This window comes from Pseudomonadota bacterium (assembly GCA_026388315.1).
Classification (GTDB): domain Bacteria; phylum Desulfobacterota; class Syntrophorhabdia; order Syntrophorhabdales; family Syntrophorhabdaceae; genus MWEV01.
Genome location: JAPLKA010000056.1, coordinates 18,681 through 33,716, shown reverse-complemented (window position 1 = coordinate 33,716; position 15,036 = coordinate 18,681). Strand labels below are relative to the sequence as shown.

Here is a 15,036-nt window from a genome sequence, read left to right as displayed (position 1 = left end):
CCCGTCACACCACGAGAGTTGGTTGTTCCAGAAGCGGTTGAGCTAACCTTCGGGAAGCAGGCTGCCAAGGAATGGTCGGTAATTGGGGTGAAGTCGTAACAAGGTAGCCGTAGGGGAACCTGCGGCTGGATCACCTCCTTTCTAAGAGAAAACGAACGAGGGCCTACTATTTATAATTTTAAACATCCTAGGGCCTATAGCTCAGTTGGTTAGAGCGCACGCCTGATAAGCGTGAGGTGGATAGTTCAATTCTATCTAGGCCCACCAGTGACAGCGATGAGTGATGAGGTATGAGTTATGAGTGAAAACAACTCCGAACTCCGAACTATTAACTATAAACTGTATTAAAGATTTGGGGGTGTAGCTCAGCTGGGAGAGCGCCTGCCTTGCACGCAGGAGGTCATCGGTTCAATCCCGTTCACCTCCACCAGTACATTGTTTGAATGTTCTTTGACAATTATATATGTTGTAAAATTTGATTTATGATCAAGCTACTAAGGGCATGCGGTAGATGCCTTGGTGCCAAGAGGCGATGAAGGACGTGGTTATCTGCGATAAGCTTCGGGGAGCCGTTAAACAGGCTTTGATCCGAAGATTTCCGAATGGGGCAACCCATTCCGAGTAATGTCGGAATATCTTGTTGATGAATACATAGTCGACAGGAGGCGAACGAGGGGAACTGAAACATCTAAGTACCCTCAGGAAAAGAAAGAAATTCGATTCCCAAAGTAGCGGCGAGCGAAATGGGAAGAGCCTAAACCGGATATACGTATAGCCCGTGAGCGTTGTATATTCGGGGTTGTAGGATTTTACTGGAGGTTTTTACGGAAACCTCGGGAAGTTACAAAGCTATTCTATAGCAGAATAACATGGAAAGGTTAATCATAGAAGGTGACAGTCCTGTATGCGAAATAGAATAGCCTTCCTGGGTATAATCCAGAGTACCACGGGACACGAGAAATCTTGTGGGAAGATAGGGGGACCATCCCCAAAGGCTAAATACTACTTGGCAACCGATAGTGAACAAGTACCGTGAGGGAAAGGTGAAAAGAACCCCGTTGAGGGGAGTGAAATAGTACCTGAAACCGCATGCCTACAAGTAGTGGTAGCCCGTAGCAATACGGGTGACCGCGTACCTTTTGCATAATGGGTCAGTGAGTTACTCTATGTAGCGAGGTTAAGCCGTTAGGTGGAGCCGTAGCGAAAGCGAGTCCGAATAGGGCGATTAGTTACATGGAGTAGACCCGAAGCCAGGTGATCTATCCATGGCCAGGATGAAGTCCCGCTAATCCGGGACGGAGGTCCGAACCCACTCAGGTTGAAAACTGAGGGGATGAGCTGTGGATCGGAGTGAAAGGCTAAACAAACCTGGAAATAGCTGGTTCTCCCCGAAATATATTTAGGTATAGCCTTCCATGATCGGTTATGGAGGTAGAGCACTGAATGGGCTAGGGGTCCTACAAGGCTACCAAACCCAACCAAACTCCGAATGCCATAACCCAAAGTGGAGGAGACAGACTGCGGGTGATAAGATCCGTAGTCGAGAGGGAAACAGCCCAGACCATCAGCTAAGGTCCCTAAAATGTGCTAAGTGGTGAAGGATGTGGGTCCACTAAAACAGCCAGGAGGTTGGCTTAGAAGCAGCCACCCTTTAAAGAAAGCGTAACAGCTCACTGGTCTAGCAGGCCTGCGCCGAAAATGTAACGGGGCTAAGCACATTACCGAAGCTATGGATCTGCACGTAAGTGCAGGTGGTAGGGGAGCATTCTGCTTACCTGTGAAGGTGTCTCGTGAGGGATGCTGGAGGACGCAGAAGAGAGTATGCTGACATGAGTAGCGATAAACAAGGTGAAAAACCTTGTCGCCGTAAGCCCAAGGTTTCCTGAGCAAGGGTAATCCTCTCAGGGTTAGTCGGTCCCTAAGGCGAGGCCGAAAGGCGTAGTTGATGGGAAACAGATTAATATTTCTGTACCACCAGGTAGGTGATAAAGACGCGAAGGGGGGACGGAGAAGGGTAGGTCATCCGGGTGACGGAATACCCGGTTCAAGCAGGTAGGGGGATCTCATAGGCAAATCCGTGAGGTCATAACCCCGAGATGTGATGAGGAGCTCTTTTAGAGCATAAACTGGCTGATCCCACGCTTCCTAGAAAAGCCTCGTAGCGAATCTATTTGGTGACCGTACCGCAAACCGACACAGGTGGGCGAGGAGAGAATCCTAAGGCGCTTGAGATAACTCTGGTTAAGGAACTTTGCAAAATTGCACCGTAACTTCGGGAGAAGGTGTGTTCCGGCGCGTGTAAGAATTTACTTCTGAAGCGCTCTGGAATCGCAGTGAAGAGGGAGTGACGACTGTTTACTAAAAACACAGGGCTCTGCAAACTCGTAAGAGGATGTATAGGGTCTGACGCCTGCCCGGTGCTGGAAGGTTAAGGAGAGATGTCATTCAAGGAAACGAGGAGAAGCATTGAACCGAAGCCCCAGTAAACGGCGGCCGTAACTATAACGGTCCTAAGGTAGCGAAATTCCTTGTCGGGTAAGTTCCGACCTGCATGAATGAACCTTTACTATAGCTTGATAGTGAACTTCGGGATACTATGTGTAGGATAGGTGGGAGGCTTTGAAGTGTTAGCGCTAGCTGGCATGGAGCCAACGTTGAAATACCACCCTTATTGTTTTGAGGTTCTAACTCCGACCCGTAATCCGGGTCGAGGACACTGTCTGGTGGGTAGTTTGACTGGGGCGGTCGCCTCCCAAAGTGTAACGGAGGCGCACTAAGGTCGGCTCAGGCTGATTGGAAACAAAGTGTAACGGAGGCGCACTAAGGTCGGCTCAGGCTGATTGGAAACCAGCCGATGAGTGCAAAGGCATAAGCCGGCTTGACTGTGAGACCTACAAGTCGAGCAGGAACGAAAGTTGGTCTTAGTGATCCGGTGGTCCCGTATGGAAGGGCCATCGCTCAACGGATAAAAGGTACTCTGGGGATAACAGGCTTATCTCCCCCAAGAGTTCATATCGACGGGGAGGTTTGGCACCTCGATGTCGGCTCATCGCATCCTGGGGCTGAAGTAGGTCCCAAGGGTTTGGCTGTTCGCCAATTAAAGCGGTACGTGAGCTGGGTTTAGAACGTCGTGAGACAGTTCGGTCCCTATCTGCCGTGGGCGCAGGACAATTGCGGGGAGCTGTCCCTAGTACGAGAGGACCGGGATGGACGAACCTCTAGTGCACCAGTTGTCACGCCAGTGGCATGGCTGGTTAGCTATGTCCGGAAGAGATAACCACTGAAAGCATCTAAGTGGGAAGCTCGCCTCAAGATTAGTTGTCCCGTCCGGTAGCAATACCGGGCTAAGATCCCAGATAGACTATCTGGTTGATAGGCCGATGGTGTAAGCACAGTGATGTGTTGAGCCTACCGGTACTAATAGATCGAGCGGCTTGATCATAAATCATTTTACAACATATGTGGTTGTCATTAAAATTTGGACGGAAACAGTTGTATCGGTTAGAGTTTGGTTAGTTTAACTATCGACTATTCACTAACAACTATCGACTGAATTATAAGTTTCCCGGTGACTATTGCGGAGAGGCCACACCCGTTACCATCCCGAACACGGCAGTTAAGCTCTCCCGCGCCGATGATACTGCAGGAGTGATTCTGTGGGAAAGTAGGTCGTTGCCGGGTTTTGTTTTTAAAAATTAGGGCCAGGAAGAGAAATATCTCTCCTGGCCCTAACCTTTTCAAGGGGCCTCGCGATTATTGGTCGGTATGCTCGGTACACCGTTCTGTTTTTGCCGGGTACCCGTACTTTTTTATGGTTGTTCCTGCGTGACCCCTTAAGCGTTGCCGATCCATGTTATATGTTTCCATTGATTATCTTGATGCAGCAGCGAGACATTTATTGTAGTCTACCGCATGTTTCTCCTTGACCCCTGCTCTCTGCTTATTATACTCTGTACATAGAAATCAACAACCAAATAAACCGAGAAGGAAGGTTCGGCATGAAAAATTTTACCGCAAAGCTTTTCCTGGTAGTCCTGTCGATCTTTGTTCTACATATTTGCGTAGTGGAAATGTCCTTCGCTCAAAGTTCCGGTCCTGTAAAGACCATGCCGAACCTTATCGGCATGACACGCCAGCAAGCAGAGGCCGTTCTGAAGCAGGCGGGCGTATCCAATTATCGTGTAGGCTTTAAAGAAACATCCGATCAAAATCAGGACGAGAAGGTATTCACGCAGGAACCTGCGGCGGGCAAGCCCCTTCCTGCACCAGGGATAAACCCGTTGGCTCCCTCCGTCAATTTTACCTTTTACCTGAACAGAAATGTGCCGGTGTCAGTCCCCAATGTTGTGGGGTTGTCAGACGCTGAAGCTGGAAGGGTACTTAGTAACGTTTATTTAAGCGGTCAGACTGTTTCTCCCGGGGTGCCCACAAAAGATAAGAGTCTCTACAACATGATTGCAAGTCAGAACCCTGTTGCCGGCGCGAAGGCTTCAAAATACACCGCCGTCTCCCTTAAACTTTATAAATATGATGCTCCGGCTCTTGTGGCTGTTCCCGACCTTACAAACATGAATGACACCCAAGCATGGCGCACGCTGGACAGATTGACGCTAAAGTATTTTGTAGTAAGACCGGAAGTGCCGACAACGAATAAAGACCTGGTCTTGAAGGTTGCAAAGCAAGACCCGCCTGCAGGTGCGACTGTTCCGCGTGATTCGCAAGTCAAGGTTACCTTTTATGTCTGGGATACCAAAAACACAGTGGAAGTGCCTTACGTCACCCGCGAGAATTTTTATTTGGCAAAAAGTGATCTGGAACAGAGAGGCCTGAAAGTGGCAACCGGGCCGGAGGTATCCACATCGGATGCCACCCTGGACGGGAAGGTTGTGGGTCAGGATCTCCCGTCTAAAGACGGACAATACACGAGGTATCCCAAGGGGACAACCGTGACCCTTACGGTTTACCGCTTTAAACCCCCGTCCGGCACCCCGGTTCCCAGTGTTATTGGAATGGACTCTGTTGAGGCCAACCGGACTTTGCAGAAAGCAGGCCTCAACCTGAGGGGTAAGGGCGCGCGGCTGACAACCGATCGTCAGCAACACATGAAGGTTGCCGGTCAGGACCCATTGCCCGGGTCAAATGTCCCCGGCGGAACATTCGTCAGTGTGGAATTCTGGGATGCCAGCGCAGTTATGCAAAGCGCCGTTCCCAATGTAATCGGCCGCCGTTTGCCGGAAGCGGACTCCGCAATCAAACAGACGGGACTGAAAACGGCTGTAAACTATAAGCCAATCGAGATTCAGTCCAACGACGGGTTGGTGAGCTCCCAGGACCCGCAGCCGGGACGAATGGTTACACCCGGGACGACCGTTACGTTGACGGCCTACCGCTTTGATCCCAACCTCCCGGTAAATGTCATGTGGGTAACAGGCGGGTCGTTGGATGAGGCGCGGAAATATCTGGAACTGGTGGGATTAAAAGTACAGGTTAAGGGAGAGCAGATGACCACCGACAAGAGCCGGGTTGGAAAGGTGGCGAAACAGGACCCGGGGTCCGAGACCCAGACGCCTCGAGTTCCGCGAGGCTCTGTCGTCTCTCTGTGGATATATAGGGAGGCCACAGCGCAGGTTGTTGTCCCAAACATGGTGGGGCTTAAGATCGAGGATGCCAAAACCGCGCTCGATAAGCTGACGTTGAAGGGGAGCCTGACTGGATACAGGGCAGCGATGCACCAGGGTTCGAACATGACGGTTGCCGCCCAGACGCCGGGGCCGGGGACATCGGTTCCGGCAGGCAGTGTGGTGTCTTTCGAGGGTTATTTCTATGATCCTCAAAAACTGCCCAAAGTCGCGGTGCCCAAAATGGTGAACACCCCGTCAGACCAGGCGCGAACAGCGCTGGCCAATGCCGGGCTACAATGGTCTGCAAGCTACCGGGGAACGACGAATAAGGCGGATGACGGGAAGGTGGCCGCTCAGAATCCTCAACCGGGAAGCCTTGTGCCCCAGGGGTCAATAATCAAGTTGGAAATCTATCAAGTGCAAACAAAGAAATAGGGAGAGAGGTAGGGACATCCATAAAATTATAAATATCTTTCCCCCGCCAAAAAGAAATTCTTCCCACAATGCCGCCACTTTTTCCTTGTTTTAACTCAACACTCAAAACTTAAAACTCAACACTGTTTTTCCCCATTTTTCTTCAAACTTTATATAAACGCAACTAATTTTTTACCGATGGAGAACAAACTGACAGTTGCGCCTATCTCTACCGTTGCGTCATACATTAAAAATCATCTCGACCAAAGGCCAAGAGAAAAATGTGAAAGGTGTCTCCTGTCCCCCACTTCGGCTATCTCCAAATTCTCCGCAACTGTTGCGGAGAATCAGCAAAACAAGGACTGGCTTAGGTTTACAAGGATTAAACCCGGATTTATCATTAGAATCATATGGGTGTCGGACCATCCCTCTCAAACACGCTCATTCCGCTCCGGCGGCTTCAATTACCGAGGCTCGCGTCGCCCCCTCCACAAGCAAAGCTCGTGGAGCCTCCCCCTCTCGCCCGCTGTGCGGGCTAGGACATATGCTCGCGTTCGGCTTTGGAACTTTTGCTTATGCAAAAGACCAAGCTTCCTCGCCTCTCGACGGTTTGCTCCGGGGCGGTTTAATTGCGAGGTCAGTCCACGAGCAACTACCCCGACACCTTCCTAACGACATATTTGGGTTAAAGAGTTTTCTGCAACTGTTGCAGAAACTTGCTTCATTACGTCCATCACCCGGCACAGACTTTTTGCTCCGGCTTCTGCATTTCCAGTAACAGTTTCTGAAAATGTTTCAGAAATCATTTCACAATTTTACTATCAAAGACTATGTGTGGGGGGTTCCTGCTTGTTTTAATGTATGCCGGCGAAATTGTATAAAAAACTGATAATTCAAGACCTGACCCTATATGACCTTGTTATCGACCGTTCTTTGCTGCCAGTTCACGTTTGAATCCAGAAAAGGCAGCTTCTTCTATATCCAACCTTTCCTGAATGACTCGATTGAGCCATTCTTCTAAACTGAGTCCGCGATGGAGGCGAGCAAAAAATGCTGCACGTGACGCAAGCTCGGAAGGGATAGATAAAGATGTGAATTTTTGTTTACGAATCTTTATTGGCTCCTCCCAAGCGGAATTATTATCTGCATCTGCTATAATTATCTGATCGATTTCCTGTTCGGTAAGATTTTTATTCTTTGTTTTCATAATTTCCACCCTGTGATAATCCGGGCAATATTGCCGGGTTTTAGCTGAAAGATAACCTTAATCCTTTGTCCTCCAATCGTGCAACCTATGAGCTGGTACCTGTCTTTATATGATTTGTTACGCCTAACCTCAAAGTCTGAGAAAAAGCATTCAACCGCTTCTTCGAAAGTAATATTGTGATCACTGAGCTTGTCACGCTCAAAATCGTACTCAAAATCCTGCGGATGGAATCGATTCCAATTAACCACTTATCTATTATACCTTATTTTTACGTTTTTACAAGAAATTGAACAGTGTAGCTGTTAGGTGGTAGGATAGGGTAGTGGGGTAGGAATATCTGTAAAATTATAAATATTTTCCCCCGCCATGAAGTTTTGAAACGCATTATTGCCACACTCGCCGATTCCCCGTCCCCCCCCTTCGGCTATCTCAAATTCTCCGCAACTGTTGCGGAGAATCAGTAGTTTCCTTGCCTGTATTGGCCTTAGGGAGGTTTTAGTATTTTCAGAAACAGTTTCTGAAAATGTTTCAGAAGATTTTCTCACAATTTGCAGTTCCGGAAAACGTTCCGGCTATCCCCCTTATCGAAATTGAGTCCGTAGCGTTATTGAAAAAGACATTGTGGTATATTGTAGAATTTGATATATTTACTTTATCGAGTGGGCAAGGGTACTTAACGATCTTGCCCCGGAAGGTGAAAGGTTGAAGAAGTCATTTATATCAAGTGAAGATGTATTGAATAAGCTACGTGAGAATGGGAGCCAATTGCAGGCTATGGGGGTGAAGCGACTCGGGCTGTTCGGGTCCTTCGTTCGCGGTGAGCAGAAGGGTGGCAGCGATATCGATCTTATCGTAGAATTCGAAACGGGCAAGAAAACCTTCGACAACTTTATGGCCCTCTCTTTTTTACTGGAGGCTTTATTGCAGCGGAGAATTGAACTCGTTACCGCAGAGTCCTTGAGCCCTTATATCGGGCCCTACATTCTGAAAGAAGCCGAATATGTCAGCCTCGCCGCTTGAATATCTGCGCCACATTCTCGATGAAACAACGTTCATACCTCCTCCCTTAATCCATGATTATTTTGGCGTTGATGTCATGGATGTGGTGGTGAACAAGATTCCCCGACTAATGGCAGAGGCGCTTTTTGCGTCTAACTTTGTCGGCTTCGGGGCCGCACAGTCCTCAACGTACCGATAGGTACGCTTCCGGGCGGCGACCCCTCGTCTTCGCGTTATCAATCAAAGATCGCCTCTGCCAGAGAACTGTTCTTGAATCACTATAGAAAGTTACGGAAGCTACGAACGTTCCCTATATATCGCCTTAGCAAGAAAAAAGTGAAAATGTGAAGGGCGTTTCCCGTTCCCCACTTCGGCTATCTCCAAATTCTCCGCAAATGTTTCGGAGAATCAGTCATTTTCCTGTCTCTATTGGCTTTAGGGAGGTTTCAGCATTTTCAGCAACTGTTGCTGAAAATGTTTCAGAACATTTTCTCACAATTTACGTTTACAGGCCGGAGTGCTTTTTGCGGCTAACTTTGTCGACTTCGGGGATTGCTCAATCCTCAATGTACCAATAGGTACGCTGTTCTGCTTTTGCCGGTTACCTGCGCGCTGCCAACTACCCTATTGAGTACAGATTTTGTTCTCAGGTGGCTACCATCAAAAATCCTCGGCCACTACAATTTAGAAAAGTTATTTAATTTTTAAGGAACGTCCCGCCCGTCCCCCTATGCCACGCTGTTTGTTTCAAAAATATAGTTTCCTTTATAATTAATAATTATCATTCATTTGAAAATAAGTGTTGCATATATATTAAAATAGTATACAATAGTCCCTTGGAGGGACTATTGTATACTATTTTGCTCAAAATACTTAAGTTAATTGTTGGATAATTTAATGGAGTTAATTGGACGGAAAATACTTGACGATTTTAAGATAAAATACGGTGATGCCAAATCGCAAATAGATGCCTTTTGCGCTGAAGTTGAAGAAGCTCGATGGGAGACCTCCTTGGACATAAAAAAACGTTACCCACATGCAAGCTTCTTGGCTGATAACAGAGTTATATTTAATATTAAAGGCAATCAGTACAGGTTAGATATAAAGATAAGCTATAGAAATCAAGTAGTCTATATAAAAAGAATTGGAACACATGCGGAATATTCAAAATGGAGTTTTGAGGTAAAGAAAGGAAATATAAAATGAATAAAATAATCAAAAACGAATCAGAATATAACGCCGTTCTTGTTGAAATTGAAAAGTTAATTGATTTTGATCCGGTTCCCGGCACTAAAGAGGCAGATCGCTTAGAATTACTGACACTCTTAGTAAAAGATTATGAAGATAAAACTTATCCCAAAACCCTTCCTAGCCCTATTGACGCTATATTATTTAGAATGGAACAGCTAAATTTAAACCAGCGCGATCTGATACCCTATATCGGAAGTAGAAGTAAAGTATCCGAAATTCTCGGTCGAAAACGCCCCTTAACAATGTCCATGATACAAGCCCTCCATACAAAACTTGGAATACCCGCAAGCTGTTTGCTCCAAGACCAGAATATTATTGAAGCGAAAGAAGATAAAATAGAATGGAATCGTTTCCCCATAAACGAAATGATAAAAAGGGGTTGGATTGTAACAACAAATGTTGACATAAGTGAACAAATAGAAAAACTGCTCAAAAAATATTTTCAAAAACTCATCCAAAATAACTTGCTTGCACCGCAAGCAGTTTTGTACCGTCAAACAAATCATGTGCGTTCAGGTCGAAAAATGGATAACTATGCCTTATACGCATGGACCGCACAAACTGTATTAAGAGCAGTGGATAAAAAACCTTCTGCCAACTACCAACATCATACTCTTGACTTGGATACTATGAAAAAGGTTGCCCAATTAAGTGTTTTTGATGATGGCCCTAAACGAGCAATAAATCTCCTTAATAAATATGGAATCTCAGTTGTCATCGAACCACAGTTGCCCAAGATGTACCTAGATGGTGCGGCAATTATGATATTCTCTGATAATCCCATAATAAGTATGACATTGCGCTATGATAGGATTGACAATTTTTGGTTTACCTTAATGCATGAATTAGCTCATATAGCGCACCACATGAATTCCGAAGTCAAGCAGTACTATGATGATTTGGAGGTAGATGACCAAGGAGATATTCAAGAAAAAGAAGCAGATAATTTGGCAACCGAAGCACTAATCTCAACAGAAGAATGGATCAAAAGTCCTGCAAGCAGGCTAAGATCGCCAGAGGCAGCTGAACACCTGGCAAAGAAACTCGGAATCAATCCGGCTATTGTAGCAGGAAGAATGCGCTACGAATTCAAAGCTTATCGCCTTTTAAACCATTTAGTGGGTCATGGTAAAATAAGAGTACTATTTCCAGAAATCAAATGGAGGTAACTTGCATGTTTAACCACAAGCACTATGTTCCTGTATTGAGATGGAAACAGGCTGAGAGAGAAGCACTTCAATGCTTGGAATCAAATACGCAAGATAGAATCACTCCACTAATTGAATTGATCCCCTCCAATTTTAAAGAAAAAAAGACTACCCCCACCTTTGATCTAATGCTTTCTCAAACGATAGACGGAATTTTTGATTCTTGGGGAAAAAAACGATTTTTCATAGATCTGCAGCATTTAGACCCTAACTTTAGGCCCCCTACGGGCGAGCATATACTCTGTCGGTTCGGAGAGGAATCCGATAAAAGGGGATTAAGTTACGTACCGACAACCGGCTTGAGCAGGGTTCGAGCATACCAAGACGCTGTAAAAGTTTTGTCAAAAAAAAGCAAAAGTGGAGTTTGTATTCGATTGTTTTTGAGTGATTTAAGGCGCAACAAGATCAGCAGCGAACTTTACGATCTATTGGAGCTAATTGGTGCGAGCCCAAAGAATTCAGACTTAATAATTGATTGCCAATATATTACAGACAATAATTTGAACTTTAAAAATATTGGTAGGGAAATACCAGATGTGCAAGATTGGCGAACATTTACAGTAATCGGTGGCGCATTTTCCAAAGACCTTTCAGGATTCAGCGTGGGACAACACGAATTAGCTCGACTTGATTGGATGACTTGGAAAAATATTTTAAAATCAAAACCATCTTGGCTACGACTTCCAAGTTATGGGGATTATACTATCCAACATCCGATTTATTCTGAACCACCTGCATGGTCAAATTTTAGCGCAAGCATACGATATACATCAGGCGATTGCTGGATTATTATGAGAGGGGAGGGTGTATTTAATCAAGACGGGCCTGGATATGCCCAATGGCCTGCTAACGCAGAATTGTTATGTGATAGGTCTGAATTCTGTGGAGAGGGTTTTTGTTTTGGGGATAAATACATAAAAGATATGAGCATGCAGGTCATACACCCAGGAAGTCCCACGACTTGGTTAAGGGCAGGCATTAATCATCATTTGAGTTTCGTGGTAAATCAGATCTCCAATTTTCTCTAAGCTTCAGCTTCTCGCAGACTTTTTGATGAATGTATCTTCTATCAGCAACTTTTACAAGATGTTCACAAATCCTATCTCGTGTTTTTGATCGAAACCCACTTGAAAAACCAATTTCCTCTAATATACCTAAGGCCTCATTTCTCCATAGAAGCTTTGTTATTGATAATATATCATTTGAAGGATTTTTTTTCTTACTTCTAGCGTTGGAAATATGAACAATTCCTTTTTTGTCAATGTGTGATAGTTTTACACCCCACCACTCTGGAATGATTTTGAATGCATTAAACGCATGTTTGTATCCAACAATAAGGGTCACATAATCAAATATTGAATTATATACATTTCTCTGATTCTGAAGTCTTTTGAGAGTGTCATTATCACTTTTTATTTCAAAACCATTTAAAGTGCCATTTATTATGCCAATATCGATTCTAGCCGATCCAAGCCCTAATGCAAACTCATCTATAACCAAGGTGTCATTGTCTTCTATGTATCTTTTCAAAAACTGCGCTTTAAATGCTTTTCGTATTTGCGGGTCATTCATTGTATTTGCCCTATTATTTTGTACCATTCGTATCCTCTCATTGCTACTTCTATGCTATCAAAGAGGCTCAAGGGTGTCAACGGAAAAAAGGGCGGGTAGGGACATCCATAAAATTATAAATATCTTTCCCCCGCCAAGAAGTTTTGAAACGCATTATTGCCATGCTCGCCGATACGCCGTTTCGCCGGTTCTCCGTCTCGTGCCTTTCAATTGTGCCGCCCCCTTTTCCATCCCGCTGTTTCCGAAGAACGCGGGATTTCGTCCTATTGCAGTCGAAAAAGCCTCAAAGTTGTACAAATTTTACTGTATATTCAATTATCTAACGGTTATTTTATAAATGCAACATAATTTTTATTGATTACGATATCGCTCATGCATGCGCGAGACCTTTCATGATTTGCATGCACAGTGCATGCAAACAGCAAACTCCCCGGAAAGCCTTATCCTGCCTTGTTTTGCACCAGATCACGCTTAATGCAAAGCAAAGGGGGATCACATCTTCGATTGTCGATTATCCGTTCCTCGACCTGAAGCCTTATAAGGCATTGGAACATATTTGATTCTCACCTTTACGTAAAAATGATATACTTAGAAAAATTTGAATAGAGAGGTTTCCATATGCTCAATACTGTCAAAATAGATTTAAATCGGGGAGAACTGATAAAAGCAATAAAGGCAATGAGAAAAAAAGAAAGGGATGCTTTTTTAGAAGACCTTCTTGCATCGACCTCGCCTGAATATTTGGAAAGCATTAGAGAAGCAAGGATAGACTACAAAGCTGGAAGGATTAAAACACATACAGAGGTTTTTGGGGAGTGAAATACAGGTTTTTATATACACAAAGGGCTCACAGAGACATCAAAAAACTTGATGATGACGTAAAGAAAAGAATTGGTAAGACGCTCATGCGTTATCTGGATGCTCCCCTGGATTATGCTGAAAGCCTTACCGATTCAAACCTTGGTAGTTATAGATTTCGAATCGGGGATTACAGGATCATTTTCGATATAGAAGGCCAAGATATTGTGGTTTTGCGAATAGGCCACAGAAGGGAGCTTTATAAAAGGTAGTTAAACCCTACTGCGCCTCTTTATCCAGCGGGACCTTTCCCATTTTACATTCACTGTGAAAGCAAAATATAAACTCCCCGCAAAGCCTTATCCTGCCTTGTTCTGTGCAATGTCGAGCCTTGTTTTGTTTTGTAGTGGTTTGCATTCGGTAATCGACAATTGCAGCATCTATCTTTCCCCCGCTAGAAAGAAATTCCTCCTGCCTTGTTTTTACTCTATAGATACAACGACTTTTCTGACATCTTTCATCGGGTAGTGTTTATCGAGCTGCCGGCTTTTAATTGTTGCTTTTTTGTTCGATATTGAAAAGATAAACCGGATGGTGTATAAGGTAGGCATGAGCAATCACAAGATTTTTATAGCTGATTCTCGTTCGATGCCGGAAATTCTGGATGAGTCCGTTCATCTCGTCATTACATCGCCGCCTTACTGGCAACTCAAGGATTACGACAGTGTCCGGCAGATCGGCTTTCATGATACCTACGAAGAATACATCAACAACCTGAACCTTGTGTGGAAAGAATGCCACCGTGTCCTTCACGGTGGTTGCCGCCTGTGCATCAATATCGGTGATCAGTTCGCCAGATCTGTGTATTATGGCCGCTATAAAGTTATCCCCATCAGAACCGAGATCATCAAATTCTGTGAATCCTTCGGTTTCGACTATATGGGAGCCATTATCTGGCAGAAGGTGACGACCTGTAATACGACTGGCGGCGCCACGATTATGGGGTCGTACCCCTATCCCCGAAATGGAATTATCAAGATCGATTACGAATTTATCCTGCTCTTTAAAAAACCAGGGATTCCCCCGTTAGTCAACAAAGCGGTGAAAGAGCAGTCCAAGTTGTCTGTAGAAGAATGGAACGAATACTTTGCCGGACACTGGAATTTTCCCGGAGAGAAACAGGATAAGCATCTGGCCATGTTTCCCGAAGAGCTTCCCAAGCGGCTGATCAAGATGTTCAGCTTTGTCGGGGAAACGGTTCTTGATCCCTTCCTGGGAAGCGGCACGACCTCCCTGACGGCAAAGCATCTTCAAAGGCGCTCGATCGGATACGAGATCAATGAGTCCTTTTTACCGGTTATCAGAAAAAAAATCGGGGCTGAGCAGGCCGATATTTTAAGTCAGACCGCTATTGAAGTGCTTAAACCGGCACGGGCGGCCATCGATTACCGGCAGGAAATACAAAAAATGCCCTATGTATTTCACGATCCAGTCCGATTCGATAAGAAGATCGATCCCAGAAAGATGACCTTCGGGTCAAAAATAGAAGCCAACGGAAACGGTAAAGAGCAGTATTTACATTTGAAGCGCGTGATCGCTCCCAACATGATGGAACTCAACAATGACATGATTGTCAGGTTAATCGGCATCGGAACAAAGGCAGGCAAGGAACCGGAAGCTATGAAGTGGCTTTGGGACAAATTAAAGGGGCAGAACGTTTACCTGAAATTCGACCAGGCTAAATACGATGAAAACAGCCGGCTGCTTTCTTATCTATATCTGAAAAATAATACTTTTATCAATCTTCATTTTCTTCGCTCACATTTGGTCCAATTAGACGAGACCTTCCCATTCAGATATCATGAAAAGTTCAAAGCGATCCTGAAAGAGGAAATCCGACTATGAAGAAACTCAAGATGAGAAATGAGGAAATCACGCAATTGCTTGACGCCTTATAAATCTTGCA

Annotated in this window: 11 protein-coding genes, 2 tRNA genes and 3 rRNA genes; 14 read left to right on the top strand and 2 right to left on the bottom strand. The window is 45.1% G+C overall.

Features of this window, described 5'->3' with window-relative positions:
• From NTX75_08860 to NTX75_08835, 6 genes are all read left to right on the top strand, one after another.
• A 16S ribosomal RNA gene (locus NTX75_08860) occupies window positions 1–141 on the top strand; the annotation flags it as partial.
• A 49-nt stretch (window positions 142–190) separates the two neighbouring features.
• Window positions 191–267, top strand: a tRNA-Ile gene (locus tag NTX75_08855).
• A gap of 87 nt (window positions 268–354) precedes the next feature.
• Window positions 355–430 (top strand) — tRNA-Ala (locus NTX75_08850).
• Between the two features lie 54 nt (window positions 431–484).
• Window positions 485–3,442: ribosomal RNA gene (locus NTX75_08845) — 23S ribosomal RNA — on the top strand.
• Window positions 3,443–3,564: 122 nt separating this feature from the next.
• Window positions 3,565–3,681, top strand: a 5S ribosomal RNA gene (gene rrf, locus NTX75_08840).
• Window positions 3,682–3,998: 317 nt separating this feature from the next.
• Window positions 3,999–6,056, top strand: coding sequence for a PASTA domain-containing protein (locus NTX75_08835; protein MCX5816333.1), 2,058 nt, complete (start codon window positions 3,999–4,001; stop codon window positions 6,054–6,056).
• An 898-nt stretch (window positions 6,057–6,954) separates the two neighbouring features.
• On the opposite strand, the gene NTX75_08830 is transcribed toward NTX75_08835, so the two are convergent.
• Window positions 6,955–7,242, bottom strand: a complete 288-nt coding sequence (locus tag NTX75_08830; GenBank protein ID MCX5816332.1) for a hypothetical protein — start codon at window positions 7,240–7,242, stop codon at window positions 6,955–6,957.
• Window positions 7,243–7,944: 702 nt separating this feature from the next.
• On the opposite strand from NTX75_08830, the gene NTX75_08825 reads away from it, so the two are divergent.
• The 5 genes from NTX75_08825 to NTX75_08805 all read left to right on the top strand — a co-directional run bounded on the left by NTX75_08825 (window position 7,945) and on the right by NTX75_08805 (window position 11,728).
• Window positions 7,945–8,262: a nucleotidyltransferase family protein gene (locus NTX75_08825; protein MCX5816331.1), complete on the top strand. Its 318-nt coding sequence runs from the start codon at window positions 7,945–7,947 to the stop codon at window positions 8,260–8,262.
• A complete protein-coding gene (locus tag NTX75_08820) occupies window positions 8,243–8,440 on the top strand; it encodes a hypothetical protein (GenBank protein MCX5816330.1) in 198 nt (65 codons plus the stop codon). Before NTX75_08825 ends, NTX75_08820 begins: the two co-directional genes overlap by 20 nt.
• A gap of 698 nt (window positions 8,441–9,138) precedes the next feature.
• A complete protein-coding gene (locus NTX75_08815) occupies window positions 9,139–9,447 on the top strand; it encodes a type II toxin-antitoxin system HigB family toxin (protein MCX5816329.1) in 309 nt (102 codons plus the stop codon).
• On the top strand, window positions 9,444–10,661 hold the full coding sequence (locus tag NTX75_08810) for an ImmA/IrrE family metallo-endopeptidase (GenBank protein MCX5816328.1): 1,218 nt from the start codon (window positions 9,444–9,446) through the stop codon (window positions 10,659–10,661). Before NTX75_08815 ends, NTX75_08810 begins: the two co-directional genes overlap by 4 nt.
• 5 nt (window positions 10,662–10,666) lie before the next feature.
• Complete coding sequence (locus NTX75_08805; GenBank protein MCX5816327.1) at window positions 10,667–11,728, top strand: beta family protein; 1,062 nt, start codon at window positions 10,667–10,669, stop codon at window positions 11,726–11,728.
• Here the strand turns inward: NTX75_08805 and NTX75_08800 are convergent.
• Window positions 11,679–12,299: a sce7726 family protein gene (locus NTX75_08800; GenBank protein ID MCX5816326.1), complete on the bottom strand. Its 621-nt coding sequence runs from the start codon at window positions 12,297–12,299 to the stop codon at window positions 11,679–11,681. The two genes, NTX75_08805 and NTX75_08800, sit on opposite strands and share 50 nt — an antisense overlap.
• Window positions 12,300–12,890: 591 nt before the next feature.
• Here NTX75_08800 and NTX75_08795 point away from each other — a divergent pair.
• The 3 genes from NTX75_08795 to NTX75_08785 all read left to right on the top strand — a co-directional run bounded on the left by NTX75_08795 (window position 12,891) and on the right by NTX75_08785 (window position 14,975).
• Window positions 12,891–13,091: a hypothetical protein gene (locus NTX75_08795; protein MCX5816325.1), complete on the top strand. Its 201-nt coding sequence runs from the start codon at window positions 12,891–12,893 to the stop codon at window positions 13,089–13,091.
• Window positions 13,088–13,342, top strand: a complete 255-nt coding sequence (locus NTX75_08790) for a type II toxin-antitoxin system RelE/ParE family toxin (protein MCX5816324.1) — start codon at window positions 13,088–13,090, stop codon at window positions 13,340–13,342. The genes NTX75_08795 and NTX75_08790 overlap by 4 nt, the downstream gene beginning before the upstream one ends.
• 337 nt (window positions 13,343–13,679) lie before the next feature.
• Entirely contained in the window at window positions 13,680–14,975 is a 1,296-nt protein-coding gene (locus NTX75_08785; GenBank protein ID MCX5816323.1) for a site-specific DNA-methyltransferase, read from the top strand.
• The last annotated feature ends 61 nt before the right edge of the window (window positions 14,976–15,036 follow it).